At 43.0% G+C, this 19,778-nt stretch carries 16 protein-coding genes and 1 pseudogene; 9 read left to right on the plus strand and 8 right to left on the minus strand.

Annotation, left to right across the window (positions count from 1 at the left end; all coding sequences use genetic code 11):
- Together BB781_RS11745 and BB781_RS15775 are read right to left on the minus strand one after the other, a co-directional pair.
- Nucleotides 1-525: pseudogene (locus tag BB781_RS11745) on the minus strand (S-layer protein domain-containing protein); the annotation flags it as partial.
- 12 nt (nt 526-537) lie between these two features.
- Entirely contained in the window at nt 538-687 is a 150-nt protein-coding gene (locus BB781_RS15775) for a hypothetical protein (RefSeq protein ID WP_164997864.1), read from the minus strand.
- A gap of 352 nt (nt 688-1,039) precedes the next feature.
- Here BB781_RS15775 and BB781_RS11750 point away from each other — a divergent pair, with 352 nt between their 5' ends.
- The 5 genes from BB781_RS11750 to BB781_RS11770 are packed head-to-tail and all read left to right on the plus strand — an operon-like array spanning nt 1,040 to nt 6,325.
- Complete coding sequence (locus BB781_RS11750) at nt 1,040-2,122, plus strand: iron ABC transporter substrate-binding protein (RefSeq protein WP_094228682.1); 1,083 nt, start codon at nt 1,040-1,042, stop codon at nt 2,120-2,122.
- A gap of 14 nt (nt 2,123-2,136) precedes the next feature.
- Entirely contained in the window at nt 2,137-2,760 is a 624-nt protein-coding gene (locus tag BB781_RS11755) for a class I SAM-dependent methyltransferase (RefSeq protein WP_094228683.1), read from the plus strand.
- A gap of 3 nt (nt 2,761-2,763) precedes the next feature.
- Complete coding sequence (locus BB781_RS11760) at nt 2,764-4,524, plus strand: radical SAM protein (protein ID WP_094228684.1); 1,761 nt, start codon at nt 2,764-2,766, stop codon at nt 4,522-4,524.
- Between the two features lie 2 nt (nt 4,525-4,526).
- Nucleotides 4,527-5,546, plus strand: a complete 1,020-nt coding sequence (locus tag BB781_RS11765) for a FecCD family ABC transporter permease (RefSeq protein WP_094228685.1) — start codon at nt 4,527-4,529, stop codon at nt 5,544-5,546.
- Nucleotides 5,537-6,325: an ABC transporter ATP-binding protein gene (locus BB781_RS11770; RefSeq protein ID WP_094228686.1), complete on the plus strand. Its 789-nt coding sequence runs from the start codon at nt 5,537-5,539 to the stop codon at nt 6,323-6,325. The genes BB781_RS11765 and BB781_RS11770 overlap by 10 nt, the downstream gene beginning before the upstream one ends.
- Nucleotides 6,326-6,694: 369 nt before the next feature.
- On the opposite strand, the gene pheT is transcribed toward BB781_RS11770, so the two are convergent.
- Nucleotides 6,695-8,314 (minus strand): phenylalanine--tRNA ligase subunit beta, encoded by a 1,620-nt coding sequence (gene pheT / locus BB781_RS11780; protein ID WP_094228687.1) that lies wholly within the window; start codon nt 8,312-8,314, stop codon nt 6,695-6,697.
- 129 nt (nt 8,315-8,443) lie between these two features.
- Nucleotides 8,444-9,286: a UbiA family prenyltransferase gene (locus tag BB781_RS11785; RefSeq protein ID WP_164997865.1), complete on the minus strand. Its 843-nt coding sequence runs from the start codon at nt 9,284-9,286 to the stop codon at nt 8,444-8,446.
- Between the two features lie 350 nt (nt 9,287-9,636).
- Here BB781_RS11785 and BB781_RS11790 point away from each other — a divergent pair, with 350 nt between their 5' ends.
- From BB781_RS11790 to rnhB, 3 genes are all read left to right on the plus strand, one after another.
- Nucleotides 9,637-11,772: a type II/IV secretion system ATPase subunit gene (locus BB781_RS11790; RefSeq protein ID WP_094228689.1), complete on the plus strand. Its 2,136-nt coding sequence runs from the start codon at nt 9,637-9,639 to the stop codon at nt 11,770-11,772.
- A 28-nt stretch (nt 11,773-11,800) separates the two neighbouring features.
- Nucleotides 11,801-13,984, plus strand: a complete 2,184-nt coding sequence (locus BB781_RS11795; protein ID WP_094228690.1) for a type II secretion system F family protein — start codon at nt 11,801-11,803, stop codon at nt 13,982-13,984.
- Between the two features lie 69 nt (nt 13,985-14,053).
- Nucleotides 14,054-14,710 carry a ribonuclease HII gene (gene rnhB, locus BB781_RS11800; RefSeq protein ID WP_094228706.1) on the plus strand — a complete coding sequence of 219 codons (657 nt, stop codon included), beginning with the start codon at nt 14,054-14,056 and terminating at the stop codon, nt 14,708-14,710.
- Nucleotides 14,711-14,752: 42 nt separating this feature from the next.
- Here rnhB and purQ read toward each other — a convergent pair whose 3' ends face one another.
- From purQ to BB781_RS11815, 3 genes are all read right to left on the minus strand, one after another.
- Complete coding sequence (gene purQ / locus BB781_RS11805) at nt 14,753-15,448, minus strand: phosphoribosylformylglycinamidine synthase subunit PurQ (RefSeq protein WP_094228691.1); 696 nt, start codon at nt 15,446-15,448, stop codon at nt 14,753-14,755.
- A complete protein-coding gene (purS, locus tag BB781_RS11810) occupies nt 15,445-15,696 on the minus strand; it encodes a phosphoribosylformylglycinamidine synthase subunit PurS (RefSeq protein WP_094228692.1) in 252 nt (83 codons plus the stop codon). Before purS ends, purQ begins: the two co-directional genes overlap by 4 nt.
- Before the next feature lie 100 nt (nt 15,697-15,796).
- Entirely contained in the window at nt 15,797-16,384 is a 588-nt protein-coding gene (locus BB781_RS11815; protein WP_094228693.1) for a CDP-alcohol phosphatidyltransferase family protein, read from the minus strand.
- 258 nt (nt 16,385-16,642) lie between these two features.
- Here BB781_RS11815 and BB781_RS11820 point away from each other — a divergent pair, with 258 nt between their 5' ends.
- Nucleotides 16,643-17,029: a hypothetical protein gene (locus BB781_RS11820; RefSeq protein ID WP_094228707.1), complete on the plus strand. Its 387-nt coding sequence runs from the start codon at nt 16,643-16,645 to the stop codon at nt 17,027-17,029.
- A 158-nt stretch (nt 17,030-17,187) separates the two neighbouring features.
- Here BB781_RS11820 and BB781_RS11825 read toward each other — a convergent pair whose 3' ends face one another.
- Complete coding sequence (locus BB781_RS11825) at nt 17,188-19,761, minus strand: response regulator (protein WP_094228694.1); 2,574 nt, start codon at nt 19,759-19,761, stop codon at nt 17,188-17,190.
- Nucleotides 19,762-19,778 lie beyond the last annotated feature (17 nt).

Below are 19,778 nucleotides of genomic sequence, written 5' to 3' on the forward strand. Positions count from 1 at the left end.
GTCCTTATAGAGATATGTTCTTTCAGTGTTTGCCAGCTCTGTGTCACCCGACACAACTGCGGAATCTATCTCTTCCCCACCTTTGTTTAACTGCAGCCATACTTTTTTACCTTCTACATCCACCTGCTGCACAACAAGTGACCAGCCGCCTGCAAGATCCCATGTTTCACCAGAGAGCATCTGCTTTTTACCATCATCATCTGTTTCCATTAGGATCTTTGCTATCTTATTCGGCTGGCAGCCGGCAGAGAGGGAAGAGGGATCTTCAGGCATTACCACGTGCTGTGCCCCAAAGAAACCCGTCAGGTAGTATTTTTTGAGATCCACACCATCAACGATAAATGTACTTTCATCGTCTATGTCGCCGATCTTGGTCTTTTTCATCTGGGGCTTGCTAACGTAATAGAGATCACCTTCAGCGATCTTGTCCCCAAGCTGCATGGTCGATGAAGCATTCACACTGTTGTGGAAATAGAGAACCTCACTGGAAAGACCGGGCTTGATCTGATACCAGAATCCAGAGAATGTGTTAGCGTCTCAGTAGAAATCACCTGCGGGGGTGAAAGAGTCGGAGCTGTCATATACGGTACTTCTGATATTGTAGGTTATATATGATGCACTTGCAGGCATCATGGTCAAAACCAAAATTACCACCCATATAGTGACTGTTTCTTTTACTAGATTCATCTGAAGACCTCCTTTGCAATAAAAACGTTGTATTTACCACCTGTTTATCCTTCTTGTTGTTCCGTCGTTTTTGAACACCTGCTAGTTCACTTCCATTTAACCAGCCAACATTGACGTACGTCACGGAAGAGGAAAGTGTTTATTGGGAACTGAATTGATATCGTTATATCCGCTCGAACATAACGGATGTTCATCTGCATTCTGACATAAATAGATTTCTATATGTTATTAACACAGAGTAAGAATAATAATATGTCATCCACTCATGTTTCTTATGAAATAGGATAAGCTTTTATACCATTATGTTTGTTTGGACATAACGCTAAAAAATAATAAGTAGATTGGTGTCGTTATGAATAGAAAAGTAGGTACATTATTACTTATGTTCATGTTGCTTCTGGCTGTGACCGGATGCGGATGTATGGAGCAGGCAGGAGAACAACAACCTGTACAGGATATGGGCACCGTGCAGATCAATGACATGTTAGGCAGAGAACTTACAGTTCCCGAAGATATCAAATCCGCTGTAGCCACATCCCCGCCGTCCACTATCCTTGTGTATATGCTTGCGCCCGATAAACTTGCAGGGTGGAATTTTATCAATAGTTTCAACCACAGTTTGATAGATGAAAAGTATCTCACACTTCCGGTTATAGGGGGCTGGTACGGGACACAGACTGGGAATTATGAAACCATAATCACCATGCATCCGGACATAGTGATTGAAGGTTACACCACCGACGGTAAGATAGATGATGCGATACAGCGTCGTCAGGAGATGTTTGGCAGTATCCCTGTTGTTTCCATCGAGGATTCTATTATATTCGTAGAAAAATCAGATCCCACAATTGAGTATGTAGGGAACCTGCTAGGAGTTGAAGAGCAGGCTGAAAAACTCATAGAGTTCAGGGCTTCAATCCTGGATGATATCAACAGCAAGGTGTCAGATATTCCTGAAGACGAAAGAGTGCGCGTATACTATGCAGAAGGCCCTAAAGGACTCATGACAGACCCCTCCGGTTCCCAGCACTCTCAGGTAATTGACATATGTGGAGGCATTAATGTCGCCGACTGTCCGCTTACTCCCGGAAACGGCATGACACCTGTATCCATGGAACAGATAATAAGCTGGAAGCCGGAAGTGATTCTTGCTTCCAGCCCTCAGTTCTACTCAGCGGTATATTCTGATCCACTCTGGGCAAACCTGGATGCAGTTAAGAACAAACGTGTGTATCTTGCACCGCAGAACCCCTTCTGCTGGATAGACAGGCCACAGGGACCGCACCTTATAATAGGAACCGCCTGGACCGCAAAAATGCTGTATCCCGAACTCTTTGAAGATATGGATCTTGAACAGCTGACCCGTGAGTTCTACGTGGATTTCTTCCATTATGAACTCACGGATGATGAACTAAACTCGCTGTTAAATCCGTAAACAGAGGCGAAAATATGAAGGAAAATGGCAACTCTCCGGGTTTCCCGTATATTGCGGAGCATATCTTTGCTCCCATATACCCTATTATAGCGGCCCGTATAATCAAAGAGAGCGGAATTAAGGAAGGCATTTGCCTGGACCTGGGATGCGGTATAGCATCCCTGGGAATTGCTGTGGCAGAACTTAGCCCTATGCAGATATATGCTGTTGATATGTCACAGGAGATGTGCGAACTCTCAAAGGACAAAGCATACCGCCATGGTGTAACTGATCGAGTTACACCTGTGCATGCTGACGTTCATGATCTCCCGTTCCCTGATGGATATGCAGATCTTGTTGTGAGCCGTGGATCGGTCTTTTTCTGGAAAGACCTTCCAATCGCCTTTGTGGAAATCGCCCGTGTTCTTGCTCTTGGCGGACAGGCATGGATAGGCGGTGGTTTTGGTACGACGGAGCTGAAAGAACAGATAGCTGAAAAAATGACCGCTCTAGACCCGAATTGGTCCAATGATTCAAAAAAGCGCCTCAGCCCGGAGAACCTGAGAACCATACAGGAAGCCGGAAGGCAGACCGGACTTGCATGCCATACAGTGCATGATGGCTCTGGATTCTGGGTAGTGATAAGCAAGGGAGGCTGAAAAATGCAATGCAGGATATGTGAGATAGGTTGTGACATAAACGAACACAGCAGAGGAAGATGTGGTACCTACATGAGCGACGGGAACAGCATATTCCAGGATCCGAATATTGGATACATGGGTGCCTATCAGGTTTCGATCGAAACCATACCCATGCTACATTTCTATCCGTCGGGAAAGTTCATGCAGGTCTTCAGCACCGGATGCAATTTTAATTGCTCAGGCTGCGTGGCAAGGCTCCTTGCCTCGAACCGGTCGCTTGGCTGGCCGACCTTAAGCCCTTTACAGGTAGTTGACAAAGCACTGCAGGAGGACTGCATTGGCGTTGTTTCGACACTCAACGAACCTGCTGCCAACTACTATAATTTCAAGAAACTTGCAATACTTGCGAGAGAGCACGATCTGCTTGTTGGTTGCTCAACAAACTGCTATTTCACGGAAGATACACTGGAAGAGCTCGGAAACCTGCTGGATTTCGTGAACGTTGGAATCAAAGGATATTCTGACAACAACTACAGAACATGTGGCGTACATTCGTCACAGCCTGTTTTCCGCAATGTGTCAAGACTTGTGGAAATGGGTGTGCATGTAGAAACATCCCTCATGTATTCCAGAGGGAACGAAGATGATCTGATGCAGGTTGCCAGAAAGCTCTCGGAGATCTCCCAGCAGATACCTGTACAGGTGATGAGGTTCATTCCCTTCGGGGACGCACCCATCAGCCTGGAGCCTTCTATAGGGGAAACCGAAAGGATATGCAAGTCCCTGCGCGAACACATGGACCATGTATACCTGTTCAATTCACCTGGTACTGATATGTTGCATACCTACTGCCTTCATTGCGGTAACCTTCTTGCAGAGCGGGAATTCTACGGACCTATGGGGGCCAGGCTGCTGCATCCATGGACAGATCATAAATGCAGTTGTGGTTACATCGTTCCTGTTAAAGGTACTGCCTCGATTAAGTTTTTCAATGATGTAGGTTTCACGGGCGGCTACAGGATAAGCCGGGCTTTCAGCATGGTCCATGCCGTGCTCACGTGTATGGGTATCCTTGATGACCAGAAACTGCTTGAGGTGTGGGGAGAGATGGTCAATGCCGAAACCCTCATGCAGGTACATCATATGATACAACAGCCTTCTTCTTATCTTGAGCTGGTCAGGCTCATCGCAGAGAAAGCAGGTACCGAGCAGGAAGGCGAGGAACTGGCTTCCTTTATCCGTGAACGCCTTGAACTGGTCAGTGCCGTTGCAAAGGAAAACACAGGCCATCCGGTGTATTACTGCATGGGCTCCCCACTTTTTGCCATGAACGCCGGAAGAGCTGAGAACAACCTCGTGACCTTTGCCGGAGGAATAAGCATCAACAAAGCCTTGCAGAAGGAAGGCAAACCCGGCTTGAATGTGGACCCCGATTTTATCAACAAGAACAACCCGAGAACGATCTTCATTTCCGGATTCCTTTCACGTCCCCTCGATGAATTCTACGATCTGTGTAATCAATATGGTATAGTGGCGGATGCCGTGAAGCAGCATAGAGTCTATGAAATGCCCCCTTCATGGGATTTTGGTAGCCCGCGGTGGATACTGGGGCTTCTCTACATCGCCAGCAAGATGTACCCCGGAAAGCTGGGAATCGATCTTAAAGATGAAGCAGATGAGTTCTACCGGCGCTTCTACGGCATCAGTTATGAAGATGCAAGGCCCAACAGGTCGTTCCATCGCCCCACATCAGGCAAGTGGCCTCTTCAAATGATGAGGTAATTATGCCTGATCTCAAGCGATATGGCACGATTTGCATTTATCTGTTGCCTTTGGTGCTGCTCTTTAGTTCTCTTTTTGTGGGAAGATACCAGATATCATCATCCTTTATTATTGATGACATCGTAAGAACCGCATCATTCCTGCTTTTTGCCACCGATGCACCAATATCCACAGAGCATACAGTATTGTTCAGCATAAGGTTACCCCGCATACTGGCAGCTTTGATGGCAGGTTCCGCCCTTTCTATATCCGGAGCAGCATTTCAAGGCATATTCCGCAATCCTCTCGTGTCTCCCGATATACTGGGGGTTGGGGCAGGTGCCGGTTTTGGTGCGTGTATTGCAATACTGCTGTATGACAGCTATCTTGCGATACAGTTGTTATCTTTTATTTTCGGGCTTGTGGCAGTGTTTGCTGCAGTCATCATGGGTAAGGTTAGTAAAGGCACCGGAACACTTGTATTCGTTCTTGCCGGGATAATAGTGGCTTCCATATTCAATGCTTTCATATCGCTTGTAAAATATGTGGCAGATCCTTACAATGACCTTCCAGCCATCGTATTCTGGTTCATGGGAAGTCTCTCCAGCATAAGATATAACGACCTTCACTGGGTCATACTACCAATGCTTGTCGGATCTTTGGTACTGCTCCTTCTTAGATGGCGTATCAATATCCTTTCATTAGGTGATGAAGAAGCCAGATCACTGGGGGTCAATGCTGGCAGAATGCGTCTGATAATTATCATATGTGCGACCCTTGTTACCTCTGCTGCAGTTAGTATCAGCGGAGTCATTGGTTGGGTCGGGCTGGTGGTTCCGCATATCTCGAGAATGATAGTGGGGCCTAATTACAATCGTCTGCTGCCAATGAGCATGGTAATAGGGGCATCATTCATGCTTCTGGTGGACAATCTGGCACGGACAGTCGCTGCAACGGAAATCCCACTCGGTATAATCACCTCACTGCTTGGTGCACCTCTATTCGCATATCTTCTGAAAAGGGGGCGTATGGGATGGATCTGATACTGGAAGTTGATTCACTTGCATATTCATATGGTAACGGACCGGTCTTTGAAAATGTTTCTTTCTCCATGGGAAATGGGGAGGTCATGTGCGTGCTGGGTCCTAATGGAGCCGGGAAATCCACACTGATCAAATGTATTGCAGGAATATTCAAACCGGCTGCTGGATCAGTTCGTATAATGGGAGAAGATACAAGATACCTTGCTTCGGGAACCATAGCCAAAAAAGTAGGATATGTTCCACAGCAGAATGAGACAGTGTTCCCTTTTAATGTACTGGACTTTGTGGTTATGGGTCGCACGCCTCATCTTTCCCTTTTTGCTTCACCTGGTGAAGAAGATATGAAAATTGCGCGGAGATCACTTGAAAAAGTAGGTGTTGAAGACCTTTCAGACAGGACGCTTAACAGTCTCAGTGGTGGTCAGCGTCAAATGGTTCTTATAGCCCGTGCACTTGCACAGGAGCCTGCGCTGCTTTTACTAGATGAACCAACCTCACATCTTGATTTTGGGAACCAGGTGTTGGTACTGGAAACCGTGCAGAAACTGGCAGCATCCGGCATGTCAATCGTCATGAACACACATGCACCAGATCACGCTTTTCTTATTGGTACCAGTGCAGTCGCACTAACGGGGGGCAGGCTCATTGCTTCAGGTACGGTTACATCGGTTGTTAACAGCCAGATGATGTCATCTGTATATGGTGTAAATGTTGCTGTGAGGGACATAGCAGACATTGACAGAAAAGTGTGCTTTCCTTGTGGAAGTGGAAAAAATTAGAGGAAAAATTATTATTTGTTGATTGTAAATTAAAAAAGGAATACTCGGAAAATATGTTACAACATCATTACTTATAAGATATATAAATGAAGAAATTATCATAAATAATATTTAGCAAAAAGGAGAAGATAAAATGAAAATCAGTGCAAGAAATACATTAAAGGGTAAAATCAAGAACATTACATCCGAAATGGTCAATACGGAAATCATAGTATAACTATCCGGAGGTACAGAAATCACTTCAATTATAACGAAGAATCCAGCAGAAAGCTTCCAATGTAATGATAGCTTTAGAATAAAGAGAGCTTTTCAGCCCTCCGGTACTTTTCCATGCCACATTCATTATATTTTTAAAGTAATTCAGCCATATCAATCCATAAGATCGATCTCAAATCCTACAACCGGTTGTCCAAGGCCAAAGTTGACAATCACCTGCGGGAACAGCTCGCCCATGACCCCTATCTTTTTACCATTTACTATTATATCAGCCCTTCTGCCTTCCATAAAAGCAGGGTCATCGGATTCAGTCACTTCATATTCTACCATTCGTTCACGCATCAGGCCATCTACAAGTTCCCTTATTTCTGTGAAATTGGCCAGCGGGCTGATGGAGACTGCTGCAAGATGCAGACCGTTCTTATTATTGATGACAACATCACCAACATCGAATATGCGTTGTGGCAGTTCTCTGTGCTGGTTCATGGAGAGGATTTCCATGAGGTTTGGCAGTATGGTTGTCCGGACCATGGTCTGTTCTTCACTGATTGGATGCATGACGTATGTTACATCATCTGTTTTTCCCCTGCACATCCATTCAAAGTGGACCCTGTCACTTGTAAGAGTAAATGGCATGACCTGTGAATAACCAAGACCTGTCATTATTTCTCTTATGTCGGAACTTATTTCGGAGATTCGGTGGGATTTGCCTACAGTGGCGTTCATAGGGAAAACAGCAGGTATTTTATCAAATCCATATCCAACTGCAATATCCTCAATGATATCGGAATTGTCCAGAATATCGGCACGGTAGCGGGGAACCAATACTTCCATGTAGCCATCCTCAAGTTCCCTGGCACCAAAACCCATCCTGTTAAGCTGCTTTATTATCTCAGTAACCGGAAGCTCCATACCTATGAGTTCATAGATCTCAGACCTGTTCAATACCTTTATTCTTGGGCTCAGGTCCAGCGGAATGGACTCTGTCCCGTCGGCATTTACAACCTTCACATACTCGATCTGGCCTCCACGCTCTGCAAGTGCAGTTGTAACTATGTTAAGTGCAATGTACACTTCGTTGCTTAAGCCGGTGACATCGACCAGAAGATCAGTAGTTTGCTCAGTGACCATTGTAAGTGTACCGTTAATGATTGGCGGGAACGAAAGAACATTGTCATTTGCATCAAGTATAAGGGGATATTTCTCAAAACCATCCAGTATTTGCGCAAAACGCACTCCTTTTGGATGCTTTTCAAGTATTTCCCTCATTGTCATCGGTTCTGTAAAATCAAGGGGAACAAAACTGAAATCCGGATCTGCTGCAATGTAGCGGAAAGGAGCCTTGACCCTGGAAAGATCATGGACACCTATGGACACTTTTTTACGGTCACGCCCAAGCGCCCAGTGAAGTGACTCCTGAAGATCCATGAGAGTCTTGATAGCATTTGATGTGAAAGACACATCACGAACAATAGCACAACCAAATATGGGACGGACAGAATCAATGTATTTGTCCTTTGATATTTCAACCGTGTAAGGTCTTACATCATATTCACAGAAACCTGTTTCAATATCCAGAAAACCACGCATTGCACGTGCTACGCCTTCTACACTGTAAAGGTCCGGACGGTCAGGGAAGAATTCGATATCTATGGATTCTTCTTCTATGCGCTCGATATCTGCGCCTATCATGGGAACGCGCTTAATAATAGTATCCTTGTCTGTTCCTGTTAATTTTTCAAGGTCATCATATGGTAAGGTTATAATCGGCATCGGGTTTTCCTCTTTCCTTCCCTTGTACTACTAGCTTTAATCTAGCAGAACATATCCAACTTTACATTTAATGTTTTTGTTTATATTGAAGATTGCAAAGGTAACGATGCCGACGATAAAAAAAATCCCTTAGGATATGATATATATCATGGAAAGAGATTTGCCCGCAAAGATCAGCAGTGACCACATAATAGGTTCACATGCTGCAAAGACATATGAAGAATAGTTCTTCTTTGATTCTATCACTTTATTGATGTAACGGACAGCATAGTAGAATATAGGGATAATAGCCAGAGTGAAGAATGGAAGGATATCCCGGATCACACACACAACTACAAAGATAATTGATATTAAATTTATCATTTTCAAAATAACCGGATATTTCTTTTCCCCAAACAGTGCAGGAATTGTCAATAGGCCTTCTGCACGGTCGCCTTCCACATCCCTTACATCAAAAAGTATCTGGATATTCATCATCCTTATGAAGATAAAAAGTGCAAGCATCAATGCGCCATAGGTAATTGGGAGTGAATAATAAACAAAGACAAAGAGTGCCATAAAAGACCAGACAATGGATACAAAAACGTTTTTGAATGCAGGTATCTTTTTTGTTAGTTTTTTGAAATGACTTCCATAAAGAAGACCGAGCACCAGAATACTAAGGCCAATCAGAAATGTAACAGTATTTGCAAAGGTGAACAGCAATATCGATAGCATAACAGATGCAATAATTACGATATAGGTGCTCTTATGTTTGCATTGAAGATACCTGGCCCGGTTCTCATTTGTCAGTTCGTCTGAAGAAGCACCTTCTGAATAATCGTACAAATAGATGGCATAGAACAAAAGATAAGATGAAAAGAGAAGATCCCAGCTTACCGGAACCATAAATATGCTGGCACATGCCATTATTACAGCTACAGAACCTGTTGCGAACAGATGACCACCAAAGATAAATTCTCTCCATATCATAGTCATAAACTTTACAATATCATTCTTATTTCCAAACCAAGAACCAACTGCATGTACATTATTACACATGAAAATACATAGATTTGAACACACATGTTAAAATGATGACTATATTTGTATTTTTTTGAGGTTTTTTATGCTCATTGTAGATATAACGTTGAACATACAAACTGTAACGCAATATCAAAGATGAAAGGCGCATGAAAGGGAGATCTATACTTAACCTTCAGCTAGAAATGCATCCGGACAATAACTTTAATAAGCATTCATAATTATAATATACTAATGATATATATCTGGATTTTTGATATTTCATTATATATCATATTTATGCATCAAACGGTGAAACAATGACTGATGCTCAATTTAATACTTCTGAAAATAAGAAATCCGAAAGTAGCAGTAAAAGAAATAATCTCAAGGAAGTATCAGATAACGAACTGCCAGATGATGAAGACTTGTCTGGAAAAGGAAAAGGGGAAAAGGATGATGGTATGCAGGGTGATGAATTAAATGATAGTGAAGCATCTGATGATGAAATTGTGAGTGTGGATATTCTAAAAGAAATATCAAAAATAAAGGAATCTGAAGAGAAATTCGAGAAAGAATTCGCACACATCCTCGATAAAAATGAACTTGTTCCTGAGAAAGATGAATGGATACAAGATTCTGCAATTGAGGGTACAGAAGAAATAGGAATACTACTGCCAAGATCGCCTAATTTCGGACATCGGAAAAATAAAATCCCTGAAGCTAAAAAAGATGATCTGTTGACTGTAGATAAAGATAATGCTCAAATTACTGAGCCTGTCATAAAAGAAAAAGAGATTCCCCCTGCTATTGATGAAGAAAAACTTACTGTTAACAAAGAAGAAAGTGAAGAAGAACAGGATAACAAGGATGGGGACGAAAAGATAGGTGTTATTGGAAAGATAAAACGGCTTTTCAGACAAACGGATATTGAAATTGAGCCTTATGACTCTGAAATACATGGACCTATTACAGAATTTAAGGGCATTGAAGGGTATCAGGAAGTTGAGCGTTATTGGGTAAATGAGCCATATGCTTTCATTGTAATATTGTACAATGAAGACAAAAATAAACATCTGTACAATATAGTAGAACCGGAACTGACAGAATTTGAAAAGACCTTCCTTCTGGAAATAAAGGACAGGCTTCGAGATGTTATGCTTGTGGAGGAGATAGATGAAGAGAATGATGACAGAGAAGCAGTCCTTGAATCAAAGATCAGGTCGATTATTAAAGACTATACGATCGAGATAACACCTCCTATGCTTGAAAAGATCTCATATTACATCAAAAGGGACTTTGTCAGATTCGGGAAAATAGATGCCCTGATGAAAGATGATTCCATAGAGGATGTATCCGGGAATGGTCACAATGTTCCAATTTTCCTGTATCACAGGGCACACCAGAACATCGCAACAAACGTTGTTTATGAAGAAGATGAGCTCAACTCTTTCATAATCCAGATGGCACAGAGAAGTGGAAAACATATCTCTGTTGCAGAGCCAATGGTCGATGCAACCATGCCCGACGGTTCAAGGATACAGATGACGCTTGGTACCAGCGTAACCGCACACGGCAGTACATTTACTATCCGTAAATTCAGTGATACACCTATCACACCAGTAGATCTTATCAAATGGGGAACCTTCTCATCCGAGTCAATGGCTTACCTGTGGTTATGCATTGAAAACAATAAGAGCCTTATCTATGCAGGAGGTACTGCATCCGGGAAAACATCTTCTCTTAACGCTGTTTCACTGTTCATTCCTGAAAAAGCCAAGGTCATTACCCTTGAAGATACAAGGGAACTCAAACTGCCTCATCCAAACTGGATCCCAAGTATTACAAGGGATTCGTTCACAGCAGATGAAAGAGGAGCTGTTGACATGTATGACCTGCTGAAAGCTGCACTCAGGCAGAGACCCGAATTCCTGCTTGTGGGTGAAGTAAGAGGTAAGGAAGCACTGACCCTTTTCCAGGCAATGTCCACCGGACACACAACATTCTCAACAATGCACGCTGACTCAGTGGCATCTGCAATTCACAGACTGGAAAACCCACCTATCAGTGTTCCGCGTACTATGATACAGGCACTGGATATCATGAGTATACAGTCACAGACCTATACAAAAGGAAAACGTGTAAGAAGAAACATCAAACTGGTGGAAATAATCGACATTGATCCGAATACAAGGAACATCAGGACAAATGATATATTCGTATGGGATTCCGAATCCGATATGTTCATCCGCACAGGTGAATCAAAAGCTCTTTTCGATATAAAGATGAGACGTGGATGGGGACAGGGAAGAATTGATCAGGAATTATACTATCGCCAGAAAATCCTTGAATATATGGTGAACAACAATATCAATGATTTCCAGGAAATATCTGATATCATCAATGCTTACCAGTCAACACCGGAAAAGGTCCTTAGGAAATTGAAACTGGCGTAAATACTGGCGTAAATACTGGCGTGATACTGTGACTGAGACCAAAGAAACTTCTGATGAACTGATCAAGACCGATCAGGCAGATACTATTTCAGATGAATCTCCATCCTTGCAGGAAAAAACAAATGAAGGTACTTCCAGAGATAGTAAAAAGAAATCTAGAAGAGCTAAAAAGAAGTTTGACACTAATAATTATACTAAAAAAGTATCGCTCTACTTCAATATCTTGAAAAAGATCCCGTATGTACTGGTAGGAGACAAGATAAAAGCCAGAAAAGAGAATTATGAGAACCTTCAGAAACAGCTGAATCAGGCACGCATACCCATCTCACATGAGATGTACATTTCAAATGCCATATTTTATTCCATCGCTGCCGGAATAGTTGGTGCCATAATTGGTCTTTTCCTGACCTATACAACCATTGTACTGGTAGGGTTACCGGAGAAGATAACAAATATTACATTCAGTCCCCGTTTTGCAGTACTTCTTGAATTTAAGGAAATATTCCTGGCATTTTTTATAACTAGTGTTTTCATGATCGGAATGGGAGGGATTGTCTATGCTCTGTTCATGTTGTTCCCCGGTCTTCAGGCAAGTGAGAGAAAAGCAAAGATAGATATGCAGCTTCCTTATGCTGTTACTTTCATGTATGCACTGAGCAAGAGCGGGATGAACATCATCGATGTTTTCAGGGCTCTTGCAAATTCACATGATACATATGGTGAAGTCTCAAAGGAAGTAGATTCTATTGTAAGGGATATGGATTATTTCGGACATGACCTTCGAACAGCACTTTCCAATGCTTCTGAGATAACACCATCAGACAGATTCCAGGACCTCATATATAATCTTCTGACTGTTATCGACAGTGGAGGAAACATTCCAAATTATTTCCGTGACAAATCAGAACAGTACCTGGTAAGAGCTGAAGTTGATCAGAAAGGATTCCTTGAGACACTGGGACTGCTGGCCGAATCATATGTCACTGCTTTTGTGGCGGGTCCTCTGTTCATAATAATAATGGGTGTGATGATGGCTGTCATGGGGTCCGGGACAACAACAATGGTTTACGCTATAATCTATGCAGTCCTTCCGGTAGGCTCACTGATGTTTGTAGTAATGATAAGTATTATCACCCCTACAGAATTGGGAGAGCCTAAACTTCTTCCAACCAATCAGACACTTGATCACGGGATACCAGTAATCCCTAAAGATCTGGAGCAGAGATTTGACGAGAATGGCGAACTTGCAGATGAAACTGAAGAAAAGGTGCGTGAAAGAGGTTACTTTGAAGGATTCATCAAATCAAAGAAATCACTGGCTTTGCGGAATATCGTGAAAAATCCACTTGCACCAATGTTCAAAAATCCCCTGACAACACTTGTACTAACAATACCAGTTGCATTACTTGTCACCTTGGTACCAATGTTAATGAATATCAACAGTCTTCGTAATCCTATGCTGCTAGTTGATTTCCTTGATGATAAATTGGTCTTTGCATTATTCATAATCATTGTACCGCTTTCAATATTCCATGAAATAAAAGCCAGGAGAAAGAGGAAGCTTGAAAACAGTGTTCCTGATTTTCTCAAGAAGCTTGCCAGCACCAACGAAACTGGTATGACTCTCAGGGATTCCATCAGACTTATGGCAAAGTCAAATACTGACTCATTAAGCAGGGAGATCCGGAAAATATGGCACGACATCTTCTGGGGACTTGAAATAAATGACGGTCTTATCCGATTTGCTAACCGCCTGCGAACGCAGGTTGTCACAAGATCCCTGTCACTTATAACAAAAGCAAACGAGTCCAGCGGAGATATTGGGGAAGTGCTTATGGTAGCCGCAAGAGATGCCGCTTCGGAGCAGGGAATGAAAAGAGAGCGTAACATGAGTATGATGATCTACATCGTTATCATTTACATATCATTCCTGGTCTTTGTCGGTGTGATATATGTGATCTCCACTACCTTCCTGTCGGAAATGGCAGCAGCAGGAGAGCAGATGGCAGCATCCGGCTCACAGACCGGAGGATTCCTTGGAAGCTTTGACCTTGATGCCTATACACGCCTTTTCAAGCATGCATCCATAATACAGGGACTCAGCTCCGGACTCATGGCAGGTGCCATGGGAGAAGGCAGTGTAATGGCAGGACTTAAGCACTCCACAATTATGGTAGCCATAGGATATACGATTTTCACATTGTTTATCTGAAACCTGTGGCAAATACTTTTTTACAATCAACCGCTTTGATAGCAGTAGTGAAAACCAGGAATGGATACGATGAAAACAGCCGGAATAGATGAAGCAGGAAAAGGACCGGTAATTGGACCTATGTGCATCGGTGGCGTGCTGCTTGACGAGTCAAATATTAACGCTTTGAAGAACCTGGGCGTTGCAGATTCAAAAAAGATAAGCCCGAAAAAAAGAACACAGCTTGCCAGCCAGATAGAAAAATACTCTGAGAAAGTTTTTGTCCTTGAAATATCAGCCAGGCAGATAGACGAGCTTCGAAAACTTATGAGCATGAACGATATAATGGTCATGGCATTCTCGAAAGTCCTTGGACAGCTTAATCCTGAAAAAGCCTATGTGGATGCCGCCGATGTCAATGAGGAGAGATTTGGGGTAAGGCTTCTGGAAGAGTACAGGAAGAACTATCCGGAAAAATCCGATGAACTTACCATTATTTCAAAGCATCAGGCTGATGCCACTTATCCGGTTGTTTCTGCGGCATCGATTGTAGCCAAGGTACGCAGGGACTATCTGATAGAAGAACTCAAAAAGGATATTGGTATGGATTTTGGAAGCGGTTATCCTTCAGACCCGAAAACTAAACAGTTCCTTGCAGATTGGTTCAAAGAACACGGAGACCTCCCTGATATTGTAAGGCATTCCTGGAAAACTGCAGAGAATGTTATGAATGAAAAAAATGAGTAAAAGGATATAAAACAAATAGTAGGAACAAAAAAGAATGATGGATCAATGGTCGGAGATGAACTCCACCATTGATTCAAATATCCTTATCCCATCCTTTGAGCCCAGGATTTCCTCGGATGCCCTTTCAGGATGTGGCATCATACCAAGTACATTCCTTTTTATACTTACGATACCTGCAATATTTTCCTGTGATCCGTTGGGGTTTGCCTCATCGGTTACCTTACCATTTTTGTCAACATACCTGAAGGCTACCTGATCGTTGTCTTCAAGTCCTGAAAGTGCGGATTCATCCGCATAGAAATTTCCTTCCATATGGGCAATAGGAATACTGACAACTTCTCCTTTCCTGAACTTTGATGTGAATGGTGTGTCTGTGATCTCAACTCTCAGGAAGGCAGGCTCGCACCTGAACTTTGGATAATTGTTGGTTGTGAGTGCACCTTCAAGAAGTCCGGATTCTGTGAGGACCTGGAATCCATTGCAAATACCAATGACAGGTTTACCAGCTTCAGCAAGCTCCTTTACAGAATTCATAATAGGAGTACGTGCGGCAATAGCGCCTGCCCTGAGATAATCACCGTATGAGAAGCCACCGGGAATGACTATCCCGTCAAAACGTTTCAGGTTTTCTTCCTTGTACCATACAAGTTCAGCGTCAACTCCGAGAACATCCTTCAGGACATGCAATACGTCAAGATCACAATTGCTGCCACCAAACTGTACAATACCTATGCTCATTGAAATTCCCTCAGGGAGATAAAGTAATTATGGATTATTGGGTTAGCGATCAGTTTCTGGCACATTTCCTCTACATTTTCCCTTGCAGCGTGGATGTTCTCTGCCTGGAGATCGATAGTGTACTTTTTTGCAGTTTTTACATTCTCTGTCTCATATCCCAGGTGTTCAAGTGCCCTTTTAATGGTTGTACCTTCCGGGTCAAGCATACCGCTTTTAAGTTCAATTGTTACATCTGCCTGATATTGCATTTAGAATCCTCATCTCTCATTTGATAACATTACAACAGATAATAAAGCAATTAATAATACGCCTGCTATTATAATCTTTGCATTGCAGGCATTGCCTACCTCAGGAAAGTGACTTTTTTGCATGGAGTAGCCGCTGGATAATTGTTATGTGGGTGAGGATTACAATAATAAATACCGATTCTCCAAGATAACCGCTCAGTGAACCCGCAACAAGTATCAGCATGCGTTCTGGCCTCTCAGCTATGCCTATATTCATGGACATAACACCTGCTGCCTCTGCCCTTGAACGTACATAGCTCACAAGATATGACCCCATGATAGCAAAGACTACCCACAGCCACGTGGGAGTTGAAAAGACCGTGATCTGGACGATATTCCCTGCGATGAGCCCATACATAATACCTGCAAAGATAATGGAATCAGCATACCTGTCACATACAGAATCAAGCACTGCACCAAAAGCTGTCATGCGTCCTTTTGCCCTTGCAACAGCACCATCTATCATGTCAAAGAATCCACTGAACAGTATAAGCATAGCACCGCCTCGGATATCCCCTGTTGAAAATACAAATGCTGCCCAGATACTTATGAACAAACCTATGATGGTAAGTGAATTGGGAGATAATGGTATCCATTTTGCTGCCGGCAGGATTGACGCTCTGACAATATTCTTGAATTCGTTGAACATATGACTTCTGTAAGCCTTTTGAAGGTCTTTCTATTTCAGGTATTGCATTCCTAAATTTAAAAATGGCAAATCGAAAAATTGAACCTCATTATTATAATGCTCATTAGACAGTCAAGTATAGATAACCTTATATATCACATTGAAGAAGCATCAATTGTAGAACAAACACAATGAATCGTACATTGATAGTACGACCTCATGATTTGCATGAAATATCTGTGGATTTGGATTCTGCGAAAAGAAAACAGAGGCAATGAAATGAAGACTGAACGCAAGATTCTGGTATGCGAGAACGGAAAGCTGGTACTTAAGAAAATATCACTGGCATACAGGGGTTCTAATGGTGAGACTGCCTATCTGTTCGAGCCTGAAAACAAGGTTGAGCACGAAACAGAAAGCCTTTATAAACGTATTGAGAGTAACTTCTTGCTTATAGGTCTTCTAAAAAAAGTAGATATGTCAACACTTGGTGATGATGAAGCTGAAAACCTGTTGCTCAGGAAGCATGAAAAAGAAGAAAGGTTTCTCAGGGCTGGCAGAGCAAATGGTTACAACCTTGGTGTAGACATGAATCCGGAAGAGATACTGAGATTCTACATCTCCCTCACACCGCAAGAACGTGTTGCTCTGGAATGTAAACCCTGAGCAAATTGTTTTCTTTTTCATTTCTGTTTTCTATATATCGGCTAGACCATAAATGGAATTTTAAAGTGTCATTTCTCTATAAGTGAAAGACTTACAATATAAGTATAATTTACTAGTTTCAGACTAACATTCACAAATAATTGTGCAACCCTTTTATTTCAATAAAAAATGTGATCTCCAGCATCCTTAAGTAGGCTGACAAACAACTCAAACTGTTTTTCCAGCTCTGGGATAATAGCGGCAATTTCATCCAGTTTGCCCCTCCCGCCTGCTTCCTCCATCCGGGCGGCAACACAGGACATGGCCATACAGCCAGTGGCTGCCAAAGTACCTTTGATCTTATGTGAATGAAAACTGGCATTGTATACTTCACCCTTATCGATACTTTCCTTGAGTAGCCAGATCATTTTTGGTATCTCATTCAGAATAAGTGTGATCAATTCACGGGCTCGGTCCTCATCTCCCATTGTACTTTTTAAAAGACTCTCTTTGTCAAGGACTAATGGTTCTGCAGTCTTTAGCATATCTTCCGCAGGTAAACTATCCTCTGTTTTCTCTTCTGGCTGCATTGCAAACCACCTAGCCAGCAATTTAGCCAGGGACTCAAATGAAACAGGTTTTGAAATGTAATCATCCATGCCAGCTTCTATAAAATATTCTCTATCACCTGCCATAACATGCGCTGTCATTGCGATTATCGGTATTGATCGATTGAGAACTGCAGAATCCGGGCTACGGATAAGCCTTGCAGCTTCCAGCCCGTCAATTCCGGGCATCTGCACATCCATAAGCACCATGTCATATGGATGGATTTCAAGGGCTTTTATTGCTTCTGTACCATTAGCTACAGTATCTACATGAAAACCCAGTTTCTTTAACATGCTCTGAGCCACCTTCTGGTTGATTATACTGTCCTCAGCCAACAGTATCTTTACATAATTGGTACTCACTCTATGAGTAGTATGTCTGGTAACAGAAGATTGTACATTCTGGCCCTGCCTGTTCATATCCAAACACGCTGATAACTTTTCAAATAGTTCTGACTGTTTCACAGGTCTGGTCAGATATGCTTCAAAATACCTTTTTTCAAATTGCCTGATGTTGGGCCACTGTTCCCCGGATGCCAGCATTATAAGGTTCGTGTCTTTAAGTCGTTCATCAGATTTGATAGTCTTTGCAAGGGTTCCGGCATCCATACCCGGCACCTGCATGTCCAGGATTGCCAGCTTAAATGGTTCATGGTCTTCATGTGCTTTGTAAAGAACTTCCAGTGCCGTGGGACCGTCCATAGCTTCCTTCGGTTTTGCACCCCATGAAGATAGTTGAGTTCTAAGCATCTCACGATTTGTGACATTACCATCCACCACGAGTATACGTGCGCCTTGAATAGCAACGGACTGAAGTTTTGTAATCTCACTTTTTTGCTGCCTGGCAAAACTAATCGTGAACCAGAACTCTGAGCCTTTATCTTCCTCACTTTTCACACCGATTTTCCCGCCCATCAACTCCACAAGCTGTTTGGAGATAGCAAGGCCAAGTCCGGTGCCACCATATTGACGTGTTGTGGAACTATCTATTTGATAAAACTTGTTGAAGAGATTGTCTATTTTGTCTTCTGGAATACCAACCCCGGTGTCCTGAACTGAAAAACGCAATAATGCTGTCGTGTCTGTCTCAGATTCCATTGTTACATGTACAACCACTTCACCATGATGTGTGAATTTAATGGCATTGCCAACCAAGTTGGTCAACACCTGCTGCAGACGTAAGGAATCACCTCTTATATCAGAAGGAACATCCGGTTGTGCTGCGCAGGTAAATTCCAGTCCTTTGTCATGGGCCCTCATGGATAGCATGATAGCAAAATTATCCAGCATATTGTGCAGATTAAAATCAAGCATCTTGATCTCTAGTTTACCTGCTTCCATCTTTGAAAAGTCCAGTATATCATTGATAATAGCAAGCAATATTTCTCCGCTTGCCAGTATCGTCTCTGCATAATACCGTTGCTCATCATTAAGTTCAGTGTCCTGGAGCAGACCGGCCATACCAATCACACCGTTCATAGGTGTGCGTATTTCATGAGACATATTGGCCAGGAACTCGCTCTTGATTTTGGTGGCTGCCTGAGCTTTTTCCTTTTCGATGATCAGGTTGTTTTCCAGTGTCTTGAGTTTGGTGATATCACTCATCACGACGCGGCAGACGAGCGCGCCGTCGGCTTCATGCGCAACTGTGGCCTCCAGTAACGCCCAGAACGTTGCCCCGTCAGGTTTTACCATCCTCAACTCGCACACCTGCGGTTCGCCGGTCTCAAAGAGCTGTTTACGGTGCACGTAGTAGATGTCCTGATCATTTTTGAAGATTAAACGGGTAATTGGCTGCCTGATCAACGCACCCCGGGCCACGCCCAGCAGTGTGGCAGCGGTGATGTTTGCCTCCAGGATCATACTCTTTTCGCTGATGGTGCAATAACCCACCGGCGCCAGATCATAGAGATCGAAATAGCGTGCCCGTGTAGTGTCAAGCTCCAGCTGCACCCGGCGCAGTTCCTCGTTCTGCATCTCCAGCTCGATTTGATGCACCCGAAGTTCGTGGAGCACCTGCCGGGTTTCTTCAGGCAACTGACCCTCTGGGTTTTCCGGCAACATGTCGGCTTTTTTCCGGGCGATCTCTTCGGCCTGCCTGCGCAGTTCCGCTGAGTCTACGTGTTGGAGATTTTTGATATTCATTGTGCTTCCCTTATTTT

Origin of the sequence: Methanolobus psychrotolerans (assembly GCF_002243045.1) — an archaeon.
GTDB lineage: Archaea > Halobacteriota > Methanosarcinia > Methanosarcinales > Methanosarcinaceae > Methanolobus > Methanolobus psychrotolerans.